Raw genomic sequence first — 23,738 nt, forward strand, 5'->3', positions numbered from 1 at the left:
GGTCCCCTACCCGTGGGGTGCGGGGCGTACGCCGGAGCGACCGGCGACGAGGGCCTCCCGTGCCACGCTGACGACGTGCTCCCGCAGTCGCTCGGTGAACAGCCGCATGTTCTTGCGCGCGATGTCGGTGTCCGGGTAGCGGCTGGCGAGCTGGAGGCCCTCGTGGAGGCGGGTCAGCCAGACGCAGACCTGGTCGCCGTACGACACCCGGATCAGGCCGTAGGCCTTCAGGTCCTGCCACTGCTCGGAGCCGGTGGTGGCGCGGGCGTCGACGAAGGAGACGATCGAGTACAGGTCGGGGGAGGTGGGACGGAAGTCGGCGCCCAGGAGCTTCAGGACGCGTGCGATGGGCTTGCGCGACAGCGGGCGGTTCTCGCGCAGGGCGGCGCGGACCATGCGCAGGGTGCTGTCGAAGTCGGGCGCCTCGGCGACCGGGACCTCGATCGGGGCGCCGCCGACGTACCAGCCGACGGAGTCCGACCACTGGGAGCGGACGCGGGTGTGGAAGGGCACCACCGTGCGGTAGACCTGCTGGCCGCCGATCTCACGGACGATGAGCGCGGTCGCGGCGAGCACACCGACCAGGCTGCCGCCGTAGGGGCGGCAGTACGCCTCGAAGGCGGCGGCGTCGGCGTCGTCGACGAGCATCTCCTGCATGAACTTCTGCGTCGGAAGCGGCCCTTCGGGGTCGAGGCCGAGCTCCACGGGGAAGTTCGGCAGCTTGCCGTCGCACTGGACGATGAACTCCCGCCAGCGGCCCACGATCTCGTGGGTGTCGTCGAGGCGGTCGGCCTCGGTGCGTTCGAGGGCGCAGAAGTCGACGTAACTGGCGACCGGGGGCGCGTCGAGGCGGCGGCCGTCGAGGGCGGAGGCGTACAGCTCGTGGATCTCGGCGGGGATGCGGTGGATGGAGTGCGCGTCGACGTTGCTGTGGTCGAACGCCATGTAGACGCTGGTGCCGTCGTCCCGGACGACGGCGGTGTAGATGAAGTTGGGCCAGCTGAGCGCGTCCGCCACGGTGTCGAACCGGTCCTGCAGATACCGGGTCAGCCTGGCCGCCTCACCGTAGGCGCCCCGGTCCTCACGGTGCAGGACGACCGCGTCCGCGTCGAGGGTGAAGCGCCGCATGTCGTCACCGATCCAGCGGAATCCGCTGCGCAGCGTCTCGTGCCGCAGCGTCCAGGCCCGCAGGGCCTCCTGGAGCACGCCGAGGTCGACCTGGCCGGGGATGTCGAAGGCGGCGCCGAGCCAGGTCGGCACGAACAGGCCGTCCTCACGCACGGAACGCGCGGTGCGCACGTGCGACTCCTGGACGTACGCCGGCGGCCGGGAGTCATCCGGCATGTCGGCCGCGGCCCGCACCGCCGCCGGGTGCAGCGTCCACTCCACGAGCCGCCCGGGGCGGATCTCGCAGCGCTGGATGTCCGTCATTCGCACAGCATTCTCCGTTCGTCTGCCCACGGGAGACGACCGGCTAGGCGCCCGTGTCTGCTGGGCATCGCTCAGTGCACAACGGGACCAACGCTCAGGTGTGGCGGAAGAAACGGCGGGCGCACAGGGGAACGCCCCCGGCACGGCGGCCGGAGGCGTTCGTGGAGCGGTCACGCGGGGTCGGTCACGGGGCGTCGATCAGGTGGTGCGGGGGGACCTTGACCGTGCGGGCGCCCGGTTCGCCGCCGAGGACGACCTTGCGCAGGGCGACGTTGTTGTCGAGGTCGGTCTCCTTGAGCCGCTTCTCCGGGTTGGCGATCACCTGGATGTGGTACGTGCCGTTCGGCAGGTCGGTGATGTCGAAGGACTGGCCCGGACGGTACTGCGTGTACGTGTCGCCGGAGCCGACGTCGAGCACCTCCCGCACAGAGAGGGAGTTCTGCTGACCGCACGCGGTCGACAGGTCCGTGTTGTACGGGTGCCAGTTGGCGTTCTTCACCGTGTAGTCCACGGCGTCGGTGTTGGCCAGGCAGAACGCCTCCTTGCCGCTGCGCACCTCCTTCGTCTGGTCCGCGCTCAGCAGGCGGTAGCTGGCGAAGTCCGTGAAGTGCCAGTGCTCGTGTCCGACGCGCGGGTCCCACTCCATGGTGCCGGTGGGCGTGTACCCGATCTGCTTGCCGTTCGCGTCGTAGAAGTACTGGTACGCGTCCATCAGATCGGCGCCCGGGCTGCGGAACCCGTCCACGACGAGCGGGGCGGGCCCGGCGTTCCACACGTTCGCGCTGAACGCGAGGTAGTCCTTGCCCGGTACGTCCCCGTCCTCGCCGTCGGTGATGGCGATGTCCCACGCCGGCAGCGAACGCAGGTCGGGCTTGGGCACGTCGGCCGGGACGCCCGCGCGCCCGGTGGGCCGCTCGGCGTTGGGCTTCAGCGCGGGCGCGACCCGCGAACCGTCGGTGTGGCCCGGCCCGTCGCCCAGGTGCGAGGCACGGCCGCGGTCCTCCATGGCGTGCGACAGCTGGGGCGGGGTGGGGGCGTCGGCGCCGCGCGGGCCGTAGTGGTGGGCGGTGTGGGCGTCCTGCGCGGCGGCGCCGTGCCCGCTGTGCGCCCCGTGACCGCCATGGCCGCTGTGCTGCGCGCCGGAGCGCGAGGCGGCCGCGCCCTCACCGCCGCCGTCGTCGCTGATCTGGCGGACGGTCACCTTGACGGTCGGCTGGTCGTTCGGGATGCCGAACAGGTCGCGGTACTTCTTCGCCACCGAGACCTTCGCGGTGTACTCACCGGCCGGCAGGTCCACCGGCTTGTCGTAGTCGACGGTGCTGGAGTTGGACGCCCAGCCCTTCTCCACGCCCCACACGGAGCCCAGCGTCCACGGGTTCGTGGGGCAGCTCTCCGGGTAGTGCGAGGTCGCCGGGGCGTCCGGGCGGAGCCGGCCGGAGGCGTTGTTCGGGCAGAAGGTGCCCTTGGACTTCGAGACCTCCTCACCGGCCGCGTTCTTGATCGACACCTCCAGGAAGCCGGGCAGCCCGGAGAAGTCCTTCACCAGGCCGGCGGGCAGCTTCTTGGTCTGGACGCCGTTGCCGTCGCGCAGGACCTGCTGGGCGACCACCGGGTCCTTGTACGACTTCCGCGTCACCTTGAACTCCAGTGGCGCGTTGTCGACGGTCACGTACGTGCCGAGGTCCAGGTAGACCCCGGGCTCCCCCTCCCAGCGATCCAGCGTCACGGACTTCGACGCGGCGATCAGCTTGAGCTGCGGCTTGCCGGGTGTGGTGCTCGCCGGGTCGGCCCCGGAGGCGACGGCGGCGCCACCCACGACGACGGTGAGCGCGGTGCCGGCGGCGAGCGCCGAACGCTTCACACGATTGCGGTGTTGCTGACTGGTCATCGGTTCCTCGTCTGCGAGTGCCGCCGGTCAGCGGCATCGGACCGGACAGCTCACGTCCGCGCGGCCACCGCTGAACCGACGCACCCCACGCGTCCGGCGACCGTGACTCTGTGAGCATCCTGTGAGACAGGTAAACCCGGTGTGCGGGTTGCCTGTTGGTGCCGAGGTTCGTGCGAACGAGGTGCGCGGGGGGGGCGTCCGCGGTCCGGCGAATCTGTGCAGGAGCGTCACACGGGCTGCACACGGCGGCCGGAATCCGTCGTTAGCGTTGCTGGCCGTTCGGGGGCTGTCGACTCAGGAAGACCGCGCAGATGGACTACTGGCAGATGGACTACTGCTCCTCGTGCCGACGGCATCTCAACGGCGCCCTGGTGTGCCCCGGATGCGGCGCCTACGCACCGGACATCGCACCGGCGCCCCGAGGGCACGCCGAGCCGGAGCCGGTGCACGTCCCACCGGCCCTGGAAGCCGGGCCCGAGGCGGCGGTGGTCCCCCTGCGGGACGGCCGCGCGGCGCGGCGCAGACAGCGGATCCGCTGGAAGAAGAGCCAGCGCAGGGCCCTGGTGGCGACGGCGGTCGCCCTGATCGGCGGCGGGCTGACGCTCACGACCGTGGACCGCGGTGCCCCCACCGACCGCGCGCAGGCGGCCGCGGCACCCGACGAGCTGACGCTGGACACCGCACCCGGGCAGCCCGCGGAGCGAATACGTCCCACGGAGACCCAGCCGGACGAGCGGCGCACCGCGCCCCGCCCGGCCGCCACGGAGTCCGAGGACGGCGGCTCCACGGCGAGCCGCTCGCAGCGGCGCCCCACGTCCGCGGCCCCGCAGAGCGACCGTGCGCGGACCCCGGTCTCCGTCCCCGCGGCGCCACAGCCCCCGCAGCACCGGGGCGACTCCCCCGACGCCCCGTCGGATCCGGCCCCCGTCCCCACCACACCCCCACAGCCGACCACACCGGCCGCGCCCCCCGCCGACACCGGCACGGCCCCCACCGACCCCGGGACGACACCACCCGCGCCCCCGCAGTCCACGCCGCCCCCGCTCTGCGTACTGGTCCTCTGCCTGGGCTGACGTCGGTCCGTCGCCGGTGCCCGAAGCTCCCGGAACGCGAAGGCCCACCCACCGAGGGCCGGGCCCGGGCGTGGGCGGGGCGGTGATGGGTGGGCCAGGTTCGGGTCAGGCGGTTCGGGTCAGGCGGACTGTCAGCTGCCGGACGCCCGTCGGCGCCGGGTGGCGACGACGATCGCGGCGCCGCCGACGAGGAGTGCCGCCGCGCCCAAGGCGATCGGGGTCGTGTTGCTGTCGGCGCCCGTCTCGGCCAGGTCCTCGCCCGGGCCCGCCGGGGACGGGGCGTCCGCCGGGGGCGTGCTCGCGGGGGTGCTCGGCGACGCGCTCGACGGCGGCTCACTGGCCGGCTCGGTCTCCGCGGGCGTCGTCCCGGCCGGCGTCGACGGCTCGGCGGACTCCGGCGGCGTCGTGGCGGGCGGCGTGGGGGAGGGCGTCGCCGTGGCGGGCGGCTCCGACTGCGTCGTCGTGCAGTCCTTCGTGCCGCCGTTCCACGCGGCGATCAGCTTGTCCTTGATCACCGGCCGGTCCGGCCCCTTGGGCAGCTCGCCGTGCTCGAAGCCGTCGCCCGCGTCGAGGAGGCCGTCGTACTTCACCGCGCCGCGGTAGAGGTCGATCTGCGCGAAGCACCCGGCGTCGGGTACCGCGATGTCGAGCGACTCGGTCCGGCCCGGCTTGACGGTCGCCGTGTCGAAGTCGACGAACTTCTGCTCACCGGAGGTGGCGAAAGTGGCGCCGTGCGCGAGGTAGGAGGCGAGGGAGGCCGTGCAGGTCGTCGCGTCACCGGCCGTGCGGACCTCGATGTGAACCTTCCCGTCGTCGGTCGGCCGCAGGCTGACGTCGTCGACCTTCACGGAACCGTGGAAGTTCGCGCCGTCGAGCGAGAACTCGCAGCGGTCGCTCTCGGTGACCGTCCCGGCCCCGGTCCCGGGCTTGTACCGACCGCCGGCCCCCCAGCCGTCACCGCCGCCCGGCCCGGTGGCCCAGGCGCCCGAGGCGGAAGCGGCGCAGAGCGCGAGCGACGCGGCGCCCGTCCCCAGCAGGCGCCGCACGGTGACACGTCTCGCAATGGACATGCGTATCCCATCGTGGTGTGCACATGAAGGTGCACAAGGGTGAGTGGAAGGAAGAAGAGGAACACCGAGCTCACTGGTCACATGCGCCACAGTGTGAGCACATGGTGGGACGCCCGGCAGAACGCTGTCAACCTGCGTTCTTCGCACGGGAGTTGGCGAGTCCTCACCATTCGGTCACAGACGGAACAACCCCCTCCGAGCTCCCTGCCCGAGCCCCGTCCGCCCCCCGCGCCCCCACACGCCGAGGTTCACCTTTCCGGTGATGTGGACAAAGTCCTCGTATCGTCCGGCGCAGAGCAGCCCGACCGCACAGCAGCCGCACCCACAGGAGCCCGAGTGACCACTCCCGACCTCTCCCCCAAGAGCCCCGACTGGTGGCGCCAAGCCGTCATCTACCAGGTCTACCCCCGCAGCTTCGCCGACGCCGACGGTGACGGCCTCGGCGACCTGAGGGGCATCACCCAGCGCCTCCCTCACCTCGCCGCCCTCGGTGTCGACGCCCTCTGGCTCAGCCCGTTCTACCCCTCCGAACTGGCCGACGGCGGCTACGACGTGGCCGACCACCGCGACGTCGACCCACGCCTCGGCACCCTCGACGACTTCGGCGCCATGGTCACCGAGGCACACCGCCTGGGCCTGAAGGTGCTCGTCGACATCGTCCCCAACCACTCCTCCCACCAGCACGTCTGGTTCCAGGAGGCGCTGCGCGCCGGCCCCGGCTCGGCCGCCCGCGACCGCTACGTCTTCCGCGACGGCCGCGGCGCCCGCGGGGAACTCCCGCCCACCGACTGGCAGTCCGTCTTCGGCGGCAGCGCCTGGCGCCGCGTCCCCGACGGCCAGTGGTACCTGCACCTCTTCGCCCCCCAGCAGCCGGACCTCAACTGGGAGAACGAGGAGGTGCGCGCCGACTTCCGCACCACCCTCCGCTTCTGGTCCGACCGCGGGGTGGACGGCTTCCGCGTCGACGTGGCCCACGCCCTCGCCAAGGACCTCGATGAGCCGCTGCGCGACCTCGGCGCCCCCGAGCTCAGCGACGAGGCCGCCCTCGCGGACATGCCCCCGGGCAGCCACCCCTTCTACGACCGCGACGAGGTCCACGAGATCTACCGCGACTGGCGCAAGATCCTCGACGCCTACTCCCCGCCCCGCATGGCCGTCGCCGAGGCCTGGGTCCCCGGCGCCCGGCGCGCCCTCTACGCCCGCCCCGACGAACTCGGCCAGGCCTTCAACTTCGAGTATCTGAAGGCCGGTTGGGACGCCGAGGGACTGCGCGAGGTCATCACCGCGTCCCTCGCCACCGCCCACGCGGCCGGCGCCTCCGCCACCTGGGTGCTGTCCAACCACGACGTCGTCCGCCACGCCACCCGGCTGATGCTCCCGCCCGGCACGGACCTCGACGCCTGGCTGCTGTCCGGCGGCAACGCCCCCGCCGTCGACCCGGCGGCCGGCCTGCGCCGCGCCCGCGCCGCCACGCTCCTGATGCTGGCGCTGCCCGGCTCGTCGTACGTCTACCAGGGCGAGGAACTCGGTCTGCCCGAGGTGGCCGACCTGCCCACCGCCGTCCTCCAGGACCCCATCTGGGAGCAGACGGGGCACGTCCGCAAGGGCCGTGACGGCTGCCGGGTGCCGCTGCCGTGGACGACGACCGGCCCGTCGTACGGCTTCGGCGCGGGCGGTTCCTGGCTGCCGCAGCCGGCGAGCTTCGCGTCGTACGCCGTCGAGGCCCAGGACGGGGCCGAGGGCTCGACCCTGGAGCTGTACCGCACGGCATTGCGGCTGCGCCGCAAGCTGCTGGAGGGCGAGTCGCTGACCTGGGCCGACGACACCGCGCCCGGCGTCCTGCACTTCGCCCGCTCCGACGGCTGGCGCTGCCTGACCAACCTCTCCGGCGGGCCTGTGCCCCTGCCGGCCGGTGAGCCCCTCCTGTGCAGCGCGCCCCTGCAGCCCGACGGGCGCCTGGGCCCGGACACCACGGTCTGGCTCGGCCGCTAGGAGCGCCCTCACTCCCTTGACAAGCCGCGGCCTCCGGCTTACCCAGGGCTCGTGGGCATCGCTCGCACGCGACGGACGTCGTGGGGTCGACGAGGAGGTGGCCTGGATGACCGGAACCCGGGCCTTCGACGGGACCACCCGCGCGGAACTGGCCGAGCGCACCGCCGACCTGCAACGCGTGAAGGCCGAGTACGACAACTACCGCAAGCGGGTGCGGCGGGACCGGCTCGCCGTACGGCACATCGCGGTGGCCAACGTGCTGCGCGAGCTGCTGCCGGTGCTGGACGCGGTGGAACGGGCGTGCGCGCACGAGCCGATGACGCCGGGGCTGCGGGAGATCTCCGAGACGCTCCGGGTCCGGTCCGGGGCGCTGGGCCTGGTGGCGTTCGGGGAGGTGGGCGACCCCTTCGACCCGTCCCGCCACGAGGCGCTGGCCCACCGGGTCCGCGCGTCCTTCGCCCGCCCGACCTGCACGGCGATCCTGCGCCCCGGCTACCGGGTCGGCGACGACCTGCTGCGTCCGGCCTGCGTGGAGGTCACCGGGCCGGAGTAGGGACCCGCGGACTGCCCCGTACGGGTGATCCCGACCGCACGCGGGCAGGTCCCGGTCAGTACCGCACCGCCCGCCCGACCTTCGCGCTCACCTCACCGGACAGCTGGTGCGCGCTGCGGGCCGTGCCCTTGCCGGTCCGCCCCGCGGCCACGTCGGCGACGGTCACGACGACGGCGTCGTGGAGCTGTCCGTCGGCGTCGGTGAAGTTGACCTGCACGGCGAAGGACTTCGTGCTGTCGGCGGTGTTGCGCACCTCGACCTCGACAGCCGTGCGCCCGTCATCGCCGGTGGCCGGGTCACCCAGCGTGACCTCGTTCTTGGCGTTGACGCCCTTGATCTCGTCGAGCTTGCGGTCCGCCTCCGCCGACGCCGAGGCCCACAGGTCGGAGGCCTGCGCGGCGGCCGAGCTCAGGGCCGAGGCGGCGTCGCCCGCCTTCGCGCCCGGCCCGTCGCCGCCGCCCCCGCACGCCACCGCGCCGGCGCCCATGACTCCCACCAGCGCCGCCGCGACCACCCATCGACTCGGGTAACCGGCCATGCCGCCTCCAGCTCTCCAGCCCGCCAGGAACCGTCCTGTCCCAAGTGAAGGCCGAAGCGGACAGGCCCGCATCCGCGGAGGGCCGGCCGGCGGCGTGCCGGCCGCCGCGACGCCGGCCCGATCCGAACGACAGGCCCTAGCCCTCCACGGTCGCCAGCCACAGCTTCACGTACCGCTCCTCGTCGATGTCCAACGCCACGTCGATCAGCTGCTGTTCACGCGACTCGCCATGGATCTCGGCCTCGCCGGGCCGCGGCCGGAGGTCGACGACGGTCTGCCCCCGGGTGGGCCCCTGCGCGAGCGACACCTCGACGGGCAGCGCACGGGTGGTGAGCCCGGCGGGATCCACGACGGCGCAGACGGCCCCCGCGTCACCGAGCCCGCCCGCCGGGTCCTCCTCGGTGCCCGGCCCCCGGTGGGCCAGCAGTTCGCCCCCGAGTCGGGCACCCGGTTCGGAACTCTCCCGCAGCCGCCGTACGTCCGAGGCGGGCACGACGACCCGCATGAACACGTCCAGCCCGTACATCGTGATCGGCACGCCCGCGGTCAGCAGGATCGCGGCGGCCTCCGGGTCGTGCCACACGTTGAACTCGGCGACGGGCGTCGCGTTCCCGACGGCCACCGCGCCGCCCATGAAGACGATCCGCTCGATGTTGGCGGCGACCTCCGGGTGGGTGCGCAGCAGCAGGGCGATGTTGGTGAGCGGGGCGGTCGGGACAAGGGTCACGGGCCTGGGGGAGGCGAGGATCTCGCGGCGCAGCAGCGTCACGGCGTCCACGTCCACCGGCGTACGGGCCGGGGCGGGCAGACCCAGGTCGCCCATCCCGTCGTGCCCGTGCACACGGGCCGAACGGGGCGCCTCGATCAGCGGCCGGGCGGCTCCCCGGGCGACGGGCACGTCCCCGGCGCCGGCCTGTTCCAGCACGGTGAGCGTGTTGCGCACGACGCCGTCCACGTCGGTGTTCCCGGCCACACAGGTGACGGCGCGCAGGTCGATCGCCGGGTGCCGTACGGCGAAGAGCAGGGCCAGGGCGTCGTCGACTCCGGTGTCGCAGTCGATGATCACCGGGATGGGCTGACCGTTCACGCGGGGCTCCTTCCACCGGGCCGCTACGACCCCTTCCTGTGGACGCGACCATACGCGGATTCCCCCGACACGAGTTCGGTCAGGAGGTCGTCGGGGCAGAGCTCGCAGAGGTCGGTCTTCTCCGGCCCACCCGGCCGAACCCGCTCACCCATCCGGCCCGACCCCCCGCCCCGTACGGCCCGGCGTGCTGGTGAGCTGTCGGTTCAGGTGGTCCCGTGGACGTGTCCCCGTCTGCAGTTCTCCTGGAGGCACCCCGATGACCCCGTGCCCGCGTCCGCGCTCCGCCGCCCGTCTGCTCCTGGTCTCCGCGCTGTCGGCGAGCGGGTTGCTCGCCGTCACCGGCTGTTCCGGGCTCGCCTCCGACGTCGCGCGGTACGCGTCCTCCCCCAGGACCGCCTCCGGCTCGCCCGGCGGTTCCTCGTCGTCGCAGTCCGCACCTGCCCTCACCGACGCCCAGGCCCGGTCCGCGCTCGTCACCGAGGCCGACCTCGGGGACCCGTGGGCGCCCACGCAGGGCGTCGCCACCTGGCGGGACGGGTTCCTCAAGGCCTCCACCCCTGCCGGGACGCCCGACTGCCAGCGGCTGATCGACGCGCTCTACAGCGATGAACTCCTCGGCGCCCCCGCTCGCGCCGTCGTCGGCCTCGACGACGGGTACGCCGGCGCCCAGCTGCGCTACCAGATCTCCGCCCAGCGCGCCGGGGACGTGGACGCGGCGCTGGCCTGGCTGCGGAGCCTGCCGCAGAAGTGCCGGCAGTTCACGGCCACCACCGCGCTCGGCGTGGTGCAGGGCGTGCAGGTCGCCGACTCGGGGTTGCCGGAGCTCGGCGACGCCCGGCAGGGACTGCGGATCACGGTCACCCGCGCCAACGGCAACGACACCGCCACCCTCACCCTCGACATCGCCGCCGTCCGCGTCGGCGAGGACGCCTTCACCCTCACCAACGGGGGGCTCGGCGAGGTGTTCACCGAGGTCACCCAGGCGGTCGCGGAGCTGGGGGCCGAACGGCTGGCGGAGGTGCGCAAGCAGGCCCGGGTGTCGGTCTGAGGTTTCAGAACCGGTCCCGCTCGAACCGCTCCCGGTGCGCCACCACGTCGTGCGCCAGGTCCAGCACCGTCAGGCCCCGCGCGAAGGCATGCCCCCGCAGCCGAGCCAGCGCCTCGTCCGCGCCGACGCCCAGCTGGGCCATGACCATGCCGATGGCCTGGTAGACCTCGTCGTGCTCGGTGGCCAGTTCGCTGAGCCAGAGGCCGTTCGCGGGGCGGTTGCCGTTCTCGTCGCCGGTGGGCAGCGACATCAGGGCGACCGTCATGACGCCGGCCATGAGGTACGCGGTGCGCAGTTCGCCGGGACTGAGCACGCCGGGTACGTCGCGGTAGAGGTCCAGCGTGCCCAGGCAGCCCGCGTCGTCGCCGAGCGGCAGCGCGTACACCGCCCGTACCCCGAGCGCCGTCGCCTGCTGGGCGAAGACCGGCCAGCGGCCGGTGTCCCCGCCGCCCGCCAGGTCGGCGGCGATCACGGGCGCCCCGATGCGCGCGGCGTGCAGGCAGGGGCCCTCGCCCAGGGTGGCCTGGACCTCCATCAGGTACGCGGCACGGTCGTCGCTCGCGCTCAGCGGTACGGGCATGCCCTCGTTGCAGAGCGACACGCTCGCTCGCGCCACCGGCAGCAGGCGGACCGCGACGTGGCACAGCCTGCGGGGTATCTCGCCGGGCTCGGCGCCCCGGACCCCCTCGGCTATCGCGTCGGCGGCCCACGCCCCTTCCGGTTCGTCCCTGGGCCGCACGGTGACTCCCTCCTCGGACGACCTCCTCGGACGTCGTGGGACGGCATCCTGCGCCGCAGCGCCAGGGGCCCACGAGTCCGGAGTCGAGGGCCGACTACCCCTGCCCGGCCGACCGAAACCGCGTGCGCCACCCAGGGCCGGGCGGAGGTGGGCATGTGCATGAGGAAGTGCGTGGCGGGGACAGGCTCAGCCACGCGGGAGGCAGCCGTCCCGGCACGTCACGGCACCGCGGAACGCCGCCTTCCGGCCCCGTCCGGACCCATCCAGCCCGATCCGGTCCAGCCGGGTCCAGCCCCGTCCAGCCCGTCCAGGTACGCCCCCCCCCACGCACAGCCGCCCGCGCGGCTATCCGCGCTCCCCCTGCACAACCGTCCGCACCGGCTCGGACGCCCGCGCCGGGCCCGCGTTCGCCGCCGCGATCAGGGCCGCGGCCGCGACGACCGCCGCGGCGAACGCCCGCGCGTAACGGGCGGTAGACCGCTCGTGGGGAGCGGATGTGGGTCCGTGCACGGCAACCTCCGCAACGACAGTGGGGGATTAAGCGGCCTTAATCTCGTTCCTAACCTAGGGGGTGACAAGGGCGAACCGGAAGGGGTCCCAGGGGAGTTGGCGAATCCCGTCGACCCCGGACGGCGACAGGCGGACCACCCGTCCGTCCACTCCCAGCAGCGTCGGCCTTCTCGTCGACCCACCCTCGGCGTAAGTCCACTTACTGGCATGATTAAGCCCATGGCGAAGCGGGACGACCCTGAGACCATCGGGCGCAGGGTGCAGCAGTTGCGGCACGAACGCGGCCTCACCCAACGGCAGTTGGCCGAACCGGCCTACACCCCCGCCTACATCTCCACCCTGGAGGCCGGCCGCGTCCGCCCCTCCGACGACGCGCTGCGCCATCTCGCCGACCGGCTCGGCGTCGCCTTCGACGAGCTGGCCACCGGCCGGCCCGCCCGCCTCGCCACCGACCTCAGGCTCCGGCTGACCGGCGCCCAGCGCACCCTCGCCACCGGCGAAGCGGAGGACGCAAGGGAGCGGTACGCCGCCCTCCTCGCGGAGGCGGAGACGCACGGGCTGGTCGAGGAACAGGCCACCGCGCTGCTCGGGCTCGGCGAGTGCGCGCTGGACACCGGTGACCTGACCGCCGCCCGGCAGCACTTCGAGCGCACCGAGCAGACGCTCCTGGAAGCCCCCTTGCCCGCCCGCGTCCCCGCCCTGCGCGGCCGCGCCGTCGCCCACTACCTCGCCGGTGAACTCCGCTACGCCGTCTACCTCCTGGAATCCACCCTCGACGAGCTGAACCGCGGCGGACTGCACGACCCGGACGCCCTGCTCCTGCTCTACACCGCCGCCATCGGCCCGTACATGGACATGGGCGCCCACGCCCGCGCCGCCCAGGCCGCCGAGTTCGCGCTCGCCCTGGCGCCGCAGGCCGGCGACCCCGCCCTGGTCGCCCGGATGCACCGGCAGGTCGCCCGCACCCTGGTCGCCGAGGGCCGGCTCGCCGAGGCCGACGCCTCGCTGGCCAAGGCCGCGGAGATGTACCGCCAGCTCCAGATCCGTACCGAACTCGCCAACTGCCACTGGATGCGCGGCTACGTCCACGCCCAGAACGGCGACCTGGAGCACGCCGAGGCCGAACTGCGCGCCGCCCAGGACATGCTCTCCGCCAAGCGCGCCTCCCTCTACAGCAGCCAGGTCGCCGTCGAACTCGCCGACGTGCTGCACCGCCGTGGCAAGTCGGGGGAGGCCGCCGCCCAGCTGCACGACGTGCTCGGCGACCTCTCCTCCGAGCGCGGCGCGGTGCACGCCGCCGCCGCGCACCGGCTGCTCGGGCGGATCGCCGAGGACGCCGGGGACACCGAGTCGGCCGAGGAGCACTACGTCCGCGCCCTCAGTCTGCTGGAACGCGCGGGCGCCGCCGGTGACCTGGCCGACCTGTGCCGGCTGCTGGGCGATCTGCTGCGCCGCACCGGCCGGGTGGAGGCGGCGCTGGACGCGTACCGGACGGGACTGGGCCACCGTACGGCCCCCGGCACCACCACCCTCGGGCCCGCTCCCGCGCAGCCGCCCCTGTGACCCGGCGTCAGTCCGGCAGTGCCTTCCTCAGCGCCTCGTCCAGGCTCGCCGCCAGTGCCGCGTCCCCCGGCGGGCTGTCGCCGAACAGGGCGCCCAACCGGCCCGTGAAGGTCTGGGTGAAGGCGCCGTACGACGCGGTGCGCGGGCGGTGCACGGCGTCCTGCAGGGCCGGGAGCAGGATGCTCCGGGCGTAGGCGGGGCGGCCGGCGGCGTCGCGGGGGGTGCGGTCGGCGCTCTCGCCGGACAGGGACGGTGACGCGCCCGGCACGGCGCAGCGTACGGCGTCGTCCGTGTACGCCGAGGTGCGCGTCGCCGCGAACCCGGCGTCCAGCAGGCAGCGCTCGCTCTCCTTGCCGGTGAGGTATCTGATCAGCTCCTGCGCCTTCCCCGGCCGCTTCGATGCGCCGGTCACCGCGAGGTTCTGCCCGCCGAGGACGGCCCGGCCGGGCAGCGGGGCCACACCGAGCCGGTCGGCGGTGAGGGTCTGGTGAAGGGTGAAGTAGGCGTACGGCCAGTGCCGCAGGAACGCGGTGCGGCCCTCCGCGAAGTCACCGAGGGTCGCGGCCTCGTCGGAGTGCACGGCGTCCTGGAGGAGGTACGGCGCCTGGGTGCGCCGGCGCAACTCCGCGATGCCCTCGGTCAGTTCCTCGACGGTGGCGTCGTAGTGGCCGTCGGCGTCGGTGAGCGCGAGACCGGGCACGGCCGACGCGAACGCCTCGACGGCGTTGACGGTGCGGCCCTCGTACGCGGCGAGCTGGGTGGTCCAGCCCTTCTCGTAGCCCTCGGGCGGGTTCTCGTCGAGGGAGTCGGCCATGGCCTCCAGCTCTCGCCAGTCGAGGCCGCCGCGGAGGTCGGTGCGCTGCACGCCGCCGTCGCGGAGGTGGTCGCGCCGGTAGTAGAGCAGCCCGACGTCGCTGTTGAACGGCACCGCGTACACCTCGCCGTCCCAGCGGGCCGTGCCCGCGACGGACTCGACGACGTCCGTGTCGAGCACCTCGCCGGGCAACGGGCGGACCAGCCCCGCGGCGGCGAACTCCGGTACCCACGTCACGTCCAGGATGACGACGTCGTAGGAGGCACTGCCCGACTGGAGGGCCCCGAGCAGCTGGCTGCGCTGCTCGTCGGCACTGCCGGGGAGCTCGACCAGGCGGGCCCGGTAGCCGGTGCCGTCGCGCTCCTGCTGCCGGTTCCAGGCGTCGATGAGCTGCTGCCGTATGCCGTTCTTGCCGGTGACGTCCCGCCCACCGGCGACCACGATGTCCCCCTGCACGTCGGCGGTGGGCGCGGCCCGCGTGCCGTCCCCGCCGCCGGTGCAGGCGGCGAGCAGCAGCAGGGCCAGCAGGGCCGCGAGCCGTCGGATCATCACTGCTCCCCCGTTCCGGTGCGGGCGACCTCGGCGCTCAGGCCGGTGCCGAGTTCGTCGTCGGCGTCCAGGCAGCGGCCGCCGCTCGCCGTCGAGATCAGGGCGCCCGGCCTGCCCGCGTCGCAGCCGCCGCCGACCAGCGACACCGTGGTGATCGGCACGTCCGTCAGGCGTGCCCGGCTCAGGACGTCGTCGAGGCGGGCGCCGGTGAGCCGGCCGGCGTCCTCGTCGTCGGTGAGGTGCACGATCAGCTGGGGCCGGTCGTCGTCGGCGCCCCGCTCGGCCATCTCGCCGAGCGCGGCCACCAGGGCGGCGTACGGATCGGCCTCGGCGTCCCGGATCCGGGCACCGGCGTCGATCGCGGCCTCGGCGGACCGGCGGCTGTGCGGCCCGAAGGGCAGCAGGGTCTCGTAGGAGCGGTCCCGTGCGCTGTCCGCCACCGTCCACACGCCGTACTCGTCGCGGGCGCCGAGCCCGCCCAGCGACTCCTTCAGCAGCCCGGGGCCACCGCTCGGCCCCCGCCACAGCCCGGCCATCGAACCCGAGCTGTCGAGCAGGAACAGCACCCGGCCGGGCCCGCGCGCGTCGCGGTACTTGCGCAGGGCCGTCTCCATCGCGTCCCGCCCGGCGGACTCGATGAGCAGGGACGGCGCGGGCAGCACCCCGTCGGCGATCTCCTCCGTGTCCAGCAGGGCCCGGTCCTCGGTGGCGGCGCGGAAACCGGCCGCGCCGAAGGCGGCCCGCCCGCCCGCTCCGGCCAGCCACGCCCGGAAGCCCTCCGCCGCCTCGTCCCGCGCGGCCCGGTCCAGGTCGGCGCCCGCCCAGCGGACCCGGACGAAGACGGGTTCCAGGCCCGGTACGTCGCCGGGGTACTGGGCGGTGCGCGGGCTGCGCGTCGTCCGGTCGCAACCGACGCCACTCCTCATCAGGAACTCCGGGACGAGGGCGGCGGTGCGGTTGTCGACGGCGTCGTCGTCGGGCAGCGCGCACAGCAGGCCGGCGGCCGTGAGGGAGGGCGGCCCCGGCGGGGCGAGCTGCTGCTCCACCCGGCCGGGGTCGGCGCCCGTGCCGTACAGGCCGATGGTGGCGAGCAGCGCCGCGGCGGCGAACTCCGGGTCGGGGCGGCTCACTTCGGCGTGCGCGTGCCGCTCGCGCAGGGCGTCGACCATCCCCGTCAGAGGGCCGCCGACCCGCTCGTCCAGGGGGTCGGCGGCCAGTTGCGTGGGCACGGCGAGCACGATCGGCGAGTACGCCAGCGCGCCGTCGTCCGGCTCCAGGCGGGCCAACGCGTCGGTGTCCTGGCCGTCGGTGACCCGGGCGACGTCCGCCCGCGAGGCCGGGATCCAGACGTCGGGCTGCGGGCCGACGTCACGCTGCGGGTTGGGGCCCTCGTCGTGCGGCTCGTGCCACGCGCCCGACTCGCGGCGCAGCGCGGTGACCGCGTCGGCGGAGCCCGCGCTGTAGACGGTGATGCCGCTGCGCCGGCAGCCGTCGCCGGTGGTGTTCGCCTCCGACGTCAGGTACGCCTCGGCCGCCGCGCCGACCGTCGCCTCCAGGTCGGGATCGGTCAGGACGCGCAGTTCGAGGGGTGGGGCGCAGTCGGAGGAACCGCCGGCGAGGCCCGTCACGGCGTACACACCGAGGCCGGTGGCGGTGAGGGAGAGCAGGACGGTCAGGGCGGTGCCCCAGGCCCCGGCCCGGCCGGCGAGGCGACGGGCCGCCCGGAGCGGGGCGGACAAGCGCCGCCGACGTGCGGTGACCGGGCCGGCGGGCACGGCCGCGGCGGCGCGGCCCGGTGACCGGCGGGGCGGCCGGGGCCGGTGCGGCGCGGACGGCTGTACGGCTTCGCCCCGTCCCGGGGGCGCGGCCCCGTCGCTGGTGCCGTGCGGGGGTCGCGGCCGCTTCGCCTCCGGCCGTACGGCGCCGTTCGGCCCCGGGGTCGGGCGCCCTCCGCTCCGCCCGTGCGCCCCGCGCGGAGGCGACAGGGACGGCTGTCCGGCACCCGGATGCCCCGGAACAGGCGGCCCACCACCCCGGCCGTGGTGCCCACGCTGCTGCCGGGACGGCGGTGACGCGGACGGCTGTCCGGCATCCGGGCTCCCCGGAACCGACGGCCCGCCACCCCGTCCGTGCGACGGCTCCGGCCGGTGCCCAGGCGGCTGCGCAGGCCGCGGTGCGGCACCGTCACCGGAGGCGGGCGCCCCCGCGCCGACTCCCTCCTCCCGCGCCGACACCAGCACGTCCTCGTCGTGCTCCGCCCGGCTCTGCGGCGTCCACGGCTCCCCGCGCAGCGTCGCGTGACGCCCCTCGGTCATGCGCTTGCGCAGCGCGTCCGAGACGTCCCGGAAGCCCAGTTCGCCGGGCGCGTCGAGGAGGTGCAGCAGCTCCCCGGTGAACGGCGTGGGCGTGCCGCCGTCCCCCGCGTCGGTGCGGTGGTTGGCCTGCACGCTCATCAGCAGCAGGACGCGCCGCTTGTCGCGGAAGTGCTCCCAGATCCAGGCCGCGTTGCCCGCGAAACAGCAGTCGAGGATCACCACGATCCGCTCGGCGGGACTGCTGGCCAGCCAGGTCAGCACGGTCGTGAACATCTCCGCGCCGGGGAAGACGGCGTGCCCGCCCGCGATCACGCTCGCGTTGCGCATCTGCAGGAACAGCTCGTCGCCCGCGCTGGGGATGGCGCCGTGCCCGGCGAAGTACAGCAGGAGCAGCCCCTCGGCCTCCTCGGCGGCCGTGCGCAGCGCGCGGTCGAAGTCGTCCAGCGAGGGCGAGCGTTCCACGGTGATGTCGTCCGCGCCGAAGACCCGGCCCCGGGCGAGGGTGTCCTGAAGCAGGTCCAGATTGTGCTCGACGGCCGGGAGGCCGCCGGGCACACCGTGGGGCGGCTCCGTGAAGTCGTACGTGGAGACACCCACCAGCAGTGCCCGGTTCACCCTCCCCCGCGGGTCGAAACGGGTCACCGGCCTACCCGTCGAGGTCCACGGGGTCCACGCGGCCCTCGGGCGGATCGCCGTCCTCCACCTCGCGCCGGTTGGCCCGCCAGGCCTCCACGGCCCGGCCGACCTGCGCCACCAGCTGGTTGAAGCCGACCGTCGCGGCGGCGCTGACCAGCGCGACCACGATCTCCATGCCGACGCCCATGGGCGCGCCGGTCTCGTCGGTGCGGCGCCGCTCGTGGATCCGGAGCCGGCCCGCCCGCACCATCTCGTCGAGGCCCTGTTCCCGCTCCAGCCATTTGCGCAGCGCGCCGATGTCGCTCTCGGTCGCGGTGTCGTCCAACCGTACGCGGATGACTCGCCTGGCCACTCCGTCCCCGTCAGCCATAACTCACCATCATGGCACCGCAGTTGCTCCCTGGGGAGGGCTCGGACGCGGGTGGCGCCTTTTTCAGCTCTGCGTCTGGAGCTGCCGCAGCTGCCGCTGCACGTGGTCCAGCGCGCCCATCCGCCGGCCCGGCACCCGGCCGCGCAGGTCGGCGAGGACCGGCCCGATCTCGCGGGCCCGCAGCGGGTCACGGATCTCGCCCCACTGGTGGTGGGCACGGTCGACGGCCGCCTCGACGGCGGGCGCGTCCTGCGCCTGCCCGGCGGCCAGCCGCGCCGACGCCACCGCCAGCCAGGTACGGCAGCTGCGGGCCGCGTCACCCGCGAACATCGCCAGGTCCGCGCGCACCTCCGTCCAGTGCAGCGCCTCCTCGGAGGCGGCGCCGTGCGCCCGCACGGCGGCCTGCTCCCAGCGGGCGGCCAGCCCGTCGGCGTCGGTGTGCCGGCCGGCCTGCACGGCGGCGGAGATGGCGGCGTGCGGATCGCTCGCACCGGGCGGCCGCGCGGTGAGCACGATGCCGGGGTGCCCCCCGGTGGTCCGGCCGAGCGCCTGCTGGTGCAACCGCTCCACGGGCGGCCGGTGCCCGCTGCGCAGGATCGTCGCGACGGCCTTCATGTACGACGGGTCGGCGACGGTACGCCGCTGCGGCGGCGGCGCGATCCGCCCGTACACGGCGCAGTTGTGCCCGGAGTCGAGGGGCGTGCCGCGCAGGTGCTCCCAGCTCTCCGCGTCGGCGTGCAGATCGAGGAACAGCGTCGTGGTGCCCGGCGCGCGCAGCCGCAGCTCCTCGCGGAGCCAGTGCCAGGGGAAGCCCGTGTAGCGGGCGGTGGCCGGCGTCGTCCGCGCCAGCGCCAGATGCGGCAGCCGCTGGCGCCGGTCGAGCAGGATCTGCCCGGTGACGAACACGGTCAGCGGCCCCACCGTCCCGGCGGCCGCCCGCAGCCGCGTCAGCACGGCCTGCGGCTCCACCGGGTCGGCCAGTTCGACGACGTTCGCGGTGTCCGCGCCCGCCAGCACCCCGGGCGGGACGGCCGCCAGCACGGGAAGCACCGTGGCCGCGTCCACCAGCCGCCCCTTCCCCACGGGCGAGGCGGCCACCAGCAACACGGTCCCCGTCATGGTCCCTCCCTGTCGATCACGTACCTCAGCACCGTAACCGCTGTGCCGGCCGCCGGGGCCGGGACGGTGGACGCCCGCCCGTTCGCGCGCGGAAATCCGCGTCGAACGCCCCGTCAGAGCCTGCGCAGCGCCATCACCGTCGTGTCGTCCGCCAGATGTCCCCGGGAGTGCCGCAGCACCCCGTCCCGTACGAGGGCCACGAGCCGTCCGGGATGGGCGGTGCGCGGGTCCGCGGTGAGCGCGCGGGTCACCTCGACGGTCAACGGGTAGAACGCGCCGTCCGGCGCCCGGGCCTCGGTGACGCCGTCCGTGGTGATCAGGAGGGTCTCGTCGGCGGCGAAGGGGAACCGGCGGACCGGGGGCAGGGTGGGCACGCCCGGCGGGACGAGATCGCCGAGGCCGAGGGGGAGGCCGCCGGTCGTGGGCAGGGTACGGACGCCGCGCGGGCCGGCGATGAGGGGCGGGTCGTGCCCGAAGTTGACGACGTCCACCGTGTCCGCCGCGTCCTGCGGGAAGCCGAGCAGGAGGGCGGTGGCGAAGCGGTCGTTGTCCGAGCGGCCGAGGGCGGCGACGTGGTCCTGGTGCCGCCGGATGCGCACCGCCATGCGCTCGGCGACGGTGGCCAGGTCCGGCTCGTGGTAGCCGGCCTCGCGGAAGGTGCCCAGCAGGGCCGCCGCCGCCTCGACCGCGCCGAGTCCCTTGCCCTGTACGTCCCCGACGAGGACCCGGGTGCCGTGCGGGCCGGGCTGGATGTCGTAGAAGTCGCCGCCGACCCGGGCGTCGGTGTCGGCGGCCAGGTACACCCCGGCGTGCGAGAGACCACCCCACTCGGCGGGCAGCGGACGCAGCACGGTGCGGCGGATCGTCTCGGCGATGCCCCGCATGCGCAGCAGGTGCTCCTCGCCGCGGATGCGGACCACGCACGCCGCCGTGGCCAGCAGGCCGCCCAGCGCGACCAGGATGAAGTCGGGCAGCCCGGCCCGGAACTCGTCGGGCCAGGCGCTGTCCACGATCGCGTACGCCAGCAGCGACAGCACCCCGAAGACGGCCGTGCCCCACGCGCCGCAGAGCGCGGCGGCGATACCGGGGACCAGCACGATCCAGGAGATGATCCGGAAGTCCCCGGGCGTGACGGCGTCCACCACCGAGATCCCGAGCAGCAGCAGCAACGGCGGCACCCAGGCGATGCTGCGGCCGCGCACCCGAAGCATCTGGTGCCGGTGCAGGGCCTCCCGGCGCCCGGCGCGGGGATACCGGACGAGCAGGCGCTGCCCGCCGCCCCCGGTCGCGGGCCTGGTCATGCACCACAGCGAAACACGCTCCCGTGCCGTGCGCATCCGTTGCCCCGCGACCGGCCGACTTGCCGCCCGCCCCGCCGCGGTGTGCTCTGGAAGGCGGGGGGCGAGGAGAGAGGAGTGCACCCATGGCTCACGCGGCACCCGCGCCCGGCGCACCCACCACCGGCCTGCCCGACATCTTCAGCGCGCGCACGCACATGATCGCCCGCTGGGCCGTACCGATCGGCCTGGGCCTCGTCTACGGCTACTGGGCCGCGGCCAACCGGCGCGACGCCGGCCCCATCACCGGCTGGAACCTGCTGTTCGGCTTCCTCACCGCGCTCGTCTTTATCCTGGCCTACCTCGGCGTCCGCGAGATCGCCAAGCGCCTGCACCGCGGGGCGCACGCACTGGTCTGGGCGGCCTTCACGGGCATCGCGTTCGGCTTCCTGTACAGCCAGACCGGCTACAGCGTCCTGCGCTCGGCCATGATGTCGGTGGTGGTCGGGGGGGCCGTCCTGGTCACGCTGTTCTACCGCTACTACACCCACGAGAGAACGGCCTAGCCGTATCGCGGCAGGTCGTCCGTCGGGATCGTCCAGTCGGCGATGGTGACGTCCTCGCCGTACACGAACTCCTTGCGGGTGGCGTAACGGGGGCCGTCGGGAGTGTCGTGGATGTCGGTGAGGACGGCGCCCTCGCCGGTGCGGGGGTCGAAGATCGCGTAGACGGGGACCGAAGGTGCAGCGTGGTCAGCTCGTGGGGTCCGATGGGCGCCATCATGTCGTGGACGACGCGTTCCTTGGTGATCTCGAACTTGCCGGGGAGGGTGTCGTCCATGGACTGGAGGAAGTCCCGCATGGCCCGGTACAGGTGGGAGGCGCCCTGCTGCGCGTCGTCCGGGGCGATGGTCATGGCGCTCGCTCCTCGTCGTCTGTGCCCGCGGGCAAGGTTCGTCGCCTTCATGCTAGGCGGGCCTCCTCGACATGGGTCCGGCAGTCGCGGCAGCGGCCGGGTGCGGCCGCGCGGAAGGCTCGGTCGCAGCTGTCGCAGGTCCGAAGGGGGTGACGCACGGATTCGTGCGGTGGGGCGGGGGCGCGGAACGGGGGCGGGGGCGGTAGGTGCGCGGTGAGGCGGTGCGCCAGGAGGGCGGCGGGGCGGCGTAGGCCTTCGGGCGGAAGGTCGGACGTGAGGGCATGACGTACGGCGCCGGGGGTCACGTCGCGTTCCAGCCAGGCGGCGACGCCGGGAGCGAGGTGGGCCGTGTCGCAGGCCGAGAGAAGCAGACCCGGGTCGTGGCAACCCGCCTACTCGGCGGACGATCTGGAGAGGGTGCTGGCTGCCCGAATGGCGCGGCAGTCCATCTTCGATCGGTCCCCTGCCCCTTCGCTGAGCTTTGTGCAGGAAGAGGCGGCCCTACGACGCCCTGTTGGCGGCACAATGGTGTGGCCGACGCCAGCTTGAACATCTCCTGGAGGTGGGCCGGTTGCGCAACGTTACGCTTCAGGTGATGCCGACGACCGGCGGAGCGCACCCGGGGCTGATGGGAAGGATCGAGGTCCTGAAGTTCCCTGACGGAACCGCTGTCGGGCGCTCCGACGGCGCGTTCAACGGCCGACCGACCTCCGATCCGAAGCACCTGCGGATCCTTGAGTTGCGGTATGGCACCATCCGGGCGCAAGCCCTGCCGCCTGGGGAGTCGCTGACCCTCATCGAGCACATGCTGGGAGAGACATGACCCGCAAGGCCTCTGCCGGAGACCACTCCGAGCTCACGTGGTTCAAGAGCAGCTACAGCAGCGGCCCCGACGGCGACTCGTGCGTCGAGATCGCGACACAGCCCGGCATCGTCCGCGTCCGCGACTCCAAGCAGACCGACGGCCCCCGCCTAGCCCTCCGGCCGGAGGCCTGGTCGGCGTTCGTGACGTACGCGTCGCAAGACTGACTCGTGTGGACCCCGGCATGGTGGCCGGGGTCCACACTTTCCCTCATCCCTCCACTCACCGGACGACAGGCAGCGCGCCCCGGTCGTCCGACGAGGTCCCTGAAACCTTCCTCTCCAGGAAACACCCGTTCGGCGCAACCCTCCACCGGAGGGCGGAGGCCACGTACACCCGATCGCAGCCACAGCGCTCGCATCGCCCGGCCTCGGGCCGTTCTCTGAGAGGGTGTCTCCCAGGCCAGCACATGCACGCGCCCTCCGGCTGCGCGGCGCCCTGTCCGCCGCGCTGATCGCCCTGTGCTGCCTGTTCGTGCCGCTGGGCGCGCTGTCCGCCTGGGCGACGTACGGCCTCGCCGACACCGGCAGATACGTCCGCACGATGGCGCCGCTGGCCGGTGACCCGGCCGTGCGGGACGCGGTCGCCGACACCGTCGGTGACGAGGTGGCGGACCGGATTGACGGTACGCAGGGCGTGATGGGCCCGTTCGTGCGCGACGCGGTGCGCTCGTTCACGCAGACCGACGCCTTCCGGACCGGGTGGGACGCGGCGAACCGGGCCGTGCACGACGCCGTGCTGCACGCCCTGCGCGACGACGACCGGCCGCGCACCGACCCGGTCACCGTCGACCTCGCTCCCGTGACCACCCGCATCAAGGACCAGTTGGCCGACGAGAACGTGCCGTTGGCCCGCCGCATCCCGGTCCGCCACACCGCGGTCGCGGTCCTCGCGCCCGGCGACCTGGACCGGCTCCGAAAGGGGTACGACGTGCTGGAAGTCGCCGCCCTGTGGCTGCCGATCGCGGCCGTCGCCTTCGCCGTCGCGGGCATCACCGTCGCGACCTGCCGCCGCCGCGCGATCACCGCCACCGCCCTCGGCACGGCCCTGGGCGGCGCCCTGCTCGCCGCGGCCGTGGCGGTCGGCCGCCGGCTCACCCTGTCCGACCTGCCCGCGTCGGTCTCCCGTCCCGCCGCCGGCGCGGTCTACGACGCCCTCACCGCCACCCTGCGTACCGCGTCCTGGCTGCTCGTCACCCTCGGCCTCGCGGTGGCCCTGACCACCTGGCTCGCCGGCCGCTACGGCCATCGCCTACGGCGTCCCCCGTCCCCGGGGACGCCCGCTCCCACCAGCCCCCAGGAACCGACACGAGCCCAAGCCTGACGACGTCCGACGCGGGCGCGTCGGCTCCGGGCCACGTCCGGTCTGTGCTCCACCTGCGCAAACGCC

20 protein-coding genes and 3 pseudogenes are annotated in these 23,738 nt (G+C 74.1%); 9 read left to right on the plus strand and 14 right to left on the minus strand.

Going from position 1 to position 23,738, the window contains the following annotated elements:
• Positions 1–6: 6 nt before the first annotated feature.
• On the minus strand, positions 7–1,431 hold the full coding sequence (locus tag ACFV6X_RS09915; RefSeq protein WP_385380236.1) for a condensation domain-containing protein: 1,425 nt from the start codon (positions 1,429–1,431) through the stop codon (positions 7–9).
• 184 nt (positions 1,432–1,615) lie between these two features.
• Positions 1,616–3,319 (minus strand): lysyl oxidase family protein, encoded by a 1,704-nt coding sequence (locus ACFV6X_RS09920; protein WP_385380239.1) that lies wholly within the window; start codon positions 3,317–3,319, stop codon positions 1,616–1,618.
• A 311-nt stretch (positions 3,320–3,630) separates the two neighbouring features.
• Between ACFV6X_RS09920 and ACFV6X_RS09925 the strand changes: the two genes are divergently transcribed.
• Positions 3,631–4,392, plus strand: a complete 762-nt coding sequence (locus ACFV6X_RS09925) for a hypothetical protein (protein ID WP_385380242.1) — start codon at positions 3,631–3,633, stop codon at positions 4,390–4,392.
• 131 nt (positions 4,393–4,523) lie between these two features.
• Here ACFV6X_RS09925 and ACFV6X_RS09930 read toward each other — a convergent pair whose 3' ends face one another.
• Positions 4,524–5,462 (minus strand): LAETG motif-containing sortase-dependent surface protein, encoded by a 939-nt coding sequence (locus ACFV6X_RS09930; protein ID WP_385380245.1) that lies wholly within the window; start codon positions 5,460–5,462, stop codon positions 4,524–4,526.
• A gap of 336 nt (positions 5,463–5,798) precedes the next feature.
• On the opposite strand from ACFV6X_RS09930, the gene ACFV6X_RS09935 reads away from it, so the two are divergent.
• Together ACFV6X_RS09935 and grpE are read left to right on the plus strand one after the other, a co-directional pair.
• Positions 5,799–7,454, plus strand: a complete 1,656-nt coding sequence (locus ACFV6X_RS09935; protein WP_385380248.1) for a glycoside hydrolase family 13 protein — start codon at positions 5,799–5,801, stop codon at positions 7,452–7,454.
• 106 nt (positions 7,455–7,560) lie between these two features.
• Complete coding sequence (grpE, locus tag ACFV6X_RS09940; protein ID WP_385380251.1) at positions 7,561–8,007, plus strand: nucleotide exchange factor GrpE; 447 nt, start codon at positions 7,561–7,563, stop codon at positions 8,005–8,007.
• Between the two features lie 55 nt (positions 8,008–8,062).
• On the opposite strand, the gene ACFV6X_RS09945 is transcribed toward grpE, so the two are convergent.
• Both ACFV6X_RS09945 and ACFV6X_RS09950 read right to left on the minus strand, forming a co-directional pair.
• Complete coding sequence (locus ACFV6X_RS09945; protein ID WP_385380254.1) at positions 8,063–8,545, minus strand: hypothetical protein; 483 nt, start codon at positions 8,543–8,545, stop codon at positions 8,063–8,065.
• A 136-nt stretch (positions 8,546–8,681) separates the two neighbouring features.
• Positions 8,682–9,632 carry a nucleoside hydrolase gene (locus tag ACFV6X_RS09950; RefSeq protein WP_385380257.1) on the minus strand — a complete coding sequence of 317 codons (951 nt, stop codon included), beginning with the start codon at positions 9,630–9,632 and terminating at the stop codon, positions 8,682–8,684.
• 256 nt (positions 9,633–9,888) lie between these two features.
• Here ACFV6X_RS09950 and ACFV6X_RS09955 point away from each other — a divergent pair, with 256 nt between their 5' ends.
• The gene (locus ACFV6X_RS09955) at positions 9,889–10,680 is read left to right on the plus strand and encodes a hypothetical protein (protein WP_385380259.1); all 792 of its coding nucleotides are present in this window, start codon (positions 9,889–9,891) and stop codon (positions 10,678–10,680) included.
• Positions 10,681–10,684: 4 nt separating this feature from the next.
• On the opposite strand, the gene ACFV6X_RS09960 is transcribed toward ACFV6X_RS09955, so the two are convergent.
• Together ACFV6X_RS09960 and ACFV6X_RS09965 are read right to left on the minus strand one after the other, a co-directional pair.
• Positions 10,685–11,419, minus strand: coding sequence for an ANTAR domain-containing protein (locus ACFV6X_RS09960; protein WP_385380262.1), 735 nt, complete (start codon positions 11,417–11,419; stop codon positions 10,685–10,687).
• Between the two features lie 345 nt (positions 11,420–11,764).
• A complete protein-coding gene (locus tag ACFV6X_RS09965; protein ID WP_385380264.1) occupies positions 11,765–11,929 on the minus strand; it encodes a hypothetical protein in 165 nt (54 codons plus the stop codon).
• Positions 11,930–12,148: 219 nt separating this feature from the next.
• On the opposite strand from ACFV6X_RS09965, the gene ACFV6X_RS09970 reads away from it, so the two are divergent.
• Positions 12,149–13,492 (plus strand): helix-turn-helix domain-containing protein, encoded by a 1,344-nt coding sequence (locus ACFV6X_RS09970; RefSeq protein WP_385380267.1) that lies wholly within the window; start codon positions 12,149–12,151, stop codon positions 13,490–13,492.
• A 7-nt stretch (positions 13,493–13,499) separates the two neighbouring features.
• Here ACFV6X_RS09970 and ACFV6X_RS09975 read toward each other — a convergent pair whose 3' ends face one another.
• From ACFV6X_RS09975 to ACFV6X_RS09995, 5 genes are all read right to left on the minus strand, one after another.
• A complete protein-coding gene (locus ACFV6X_RS09975; RefSeq protein WP_385380270.1) occupies positions 13,500–14,855 on the minus strand; it encodes an extracellular solute-binding protein in 1,356 nt (451 codons plus the stop codon).
• A complete protein-coding gene (locus tag ACFV6X_RS09980) occupies positions 14,855–17,812 on the minus strand; it encodes a substrate-binding domain-containing protein (protein WP_385380272.1) in 2,958 nt (985 codons plus the stop codon). Before ACFV6X_RS09980 ends, ACFV6X_RS09975 begins: the two co-directional genes overlap by 1 nt.
• A 4-nt stretch (positions 17,813–17,816) precedes the next feature.
• Positions 17,817–18,176: a hypothetical protein gene (locus tag ACFV6X_RS09985; protein ID WP_385380275.1), complete on the minus strand. Its 360-nt coding sequence runs from the start codon at positions 18,174–18,176 to the stop codon at positions 17,817–17,819.
• Positions 18,177–18,239: 63 nt separating this feature from the next.
• Entirely contained in the window at positions 18,240–19,295 is a 1,056-nt protein-coding gene (locus tag ACFV6X_RS09990) for a hypothetical protein (RefSeq protein WP_385380278.1), read from the minus strand.
• A gap of 113 nt (positions 19,296–19,408) precedes the next feature.
• Complete coding sequence (locus ACFV6X_RS09995) at positions 19,409–20,596, minus strand: PP2C family protein-serine/threonine phosphatase (protein ID WP_385380281.1); 1,188 nt, start codon at positions 20,594–20,596, stop codon at positions 19,409–19,411.
• A gap of 122 nt (positions 20,597–20,718) precedes the next feature.
• Between ACFV6X_RS09995 and ACFV6X_RS10000 the strand changes: the two genes are divergently transcribed.
• Positions 20,719–21,138: a hypothetical protein gene (locus ACFV6X_RS10000; RefSeq protein WP_385380284.1), complete on the plus strand. Its 420-nt coding sequence runs from the start codon at positions 20,719–20,721 to the stop codon at positions 21,136–21,138.
• On the opposite strand, the pseudogene ACFV6X_RS10005 reads toward ACFV6X_RS10000, so the two are convergent.
• Together ACFV6X_RS10005 and ACFV6X_RS10010 are read right to left on the minus strand one after the other, a co-directional pair.
• Positions 21,135–21,487, minus strand: a pseudogene (locus ACFV6X_RS10005) (hypothetical protein). The gene ACFV6X_RS10000 and the pseudogene ACFV6X_RS10005 overlap by 4 nt on opposite strands.
• Before the next feature lie 47 nt (positions 21,488–21,534).
• Positions 21,535–21,870: pseudogene (locus tag ACFV6X_RS10010) on the minus strand (helix-turn-helix domain-containing protein); the annotation flags it as partial.
• On the opposite strand from ACFV6X_RS10010, the pseudogene ACFV6X_RS10015 reads away from it, so the two are divergent.
• The 3 genes and pseudogenes from ACFV6X_RS10015 to ACFV6X_RS10025 all read left to right on the plus strand — a co-directional run.
• A pseudogene (locus tag ACFV6X_RS10015) lies at positions 21,866–22,310 on the plus strand (DUF5753 domain-containing protein); the annotation flags it as partial. The pseudogenes ACFV6X_RS10010 and ACFV6X_RS10015 sit on opposite strands and share 5 nt — an antisense overlap.
• A complete protein-coding gene (locus tag ACFV6X_RS10020; RefSeq protein ID WP_385380287.1) occupies positions 22,307–22,516 on the plus strand; it encodes a DUF397 domain-containing protein in 210 nt (69 codons plus the stop codon). The pseudogene ACFV6X_RS10015 and the gene ACFV6X_RS10020, both read left to right, overlap by 4 nt.
• A gap of 223 nt (positions 22,517–22,739) precedes the next feature.
• Positions 22,740–23,672: a hypothetical protein gene (locus ACFV6X_RS10025; RefSeq protein ID WP_385380290.1), complete on the plus strand. Its 933-nt coding sequence runs from the start codon at positions 22,740–22,742 to the stop codon at positions 23,670–23,672.
• Positions 23,673–23,738: the final 66 nt, after the last annotated feature.

Source organism: Streptomyces sp. NPDC059861 (assembly GCF_042731435.1).
Classification (GTDB): domain Bacteria; phylum Actinomycetota; class Actinomycetes; order Streptomycetales; family Streptomycetaceae; genus Streptomyces.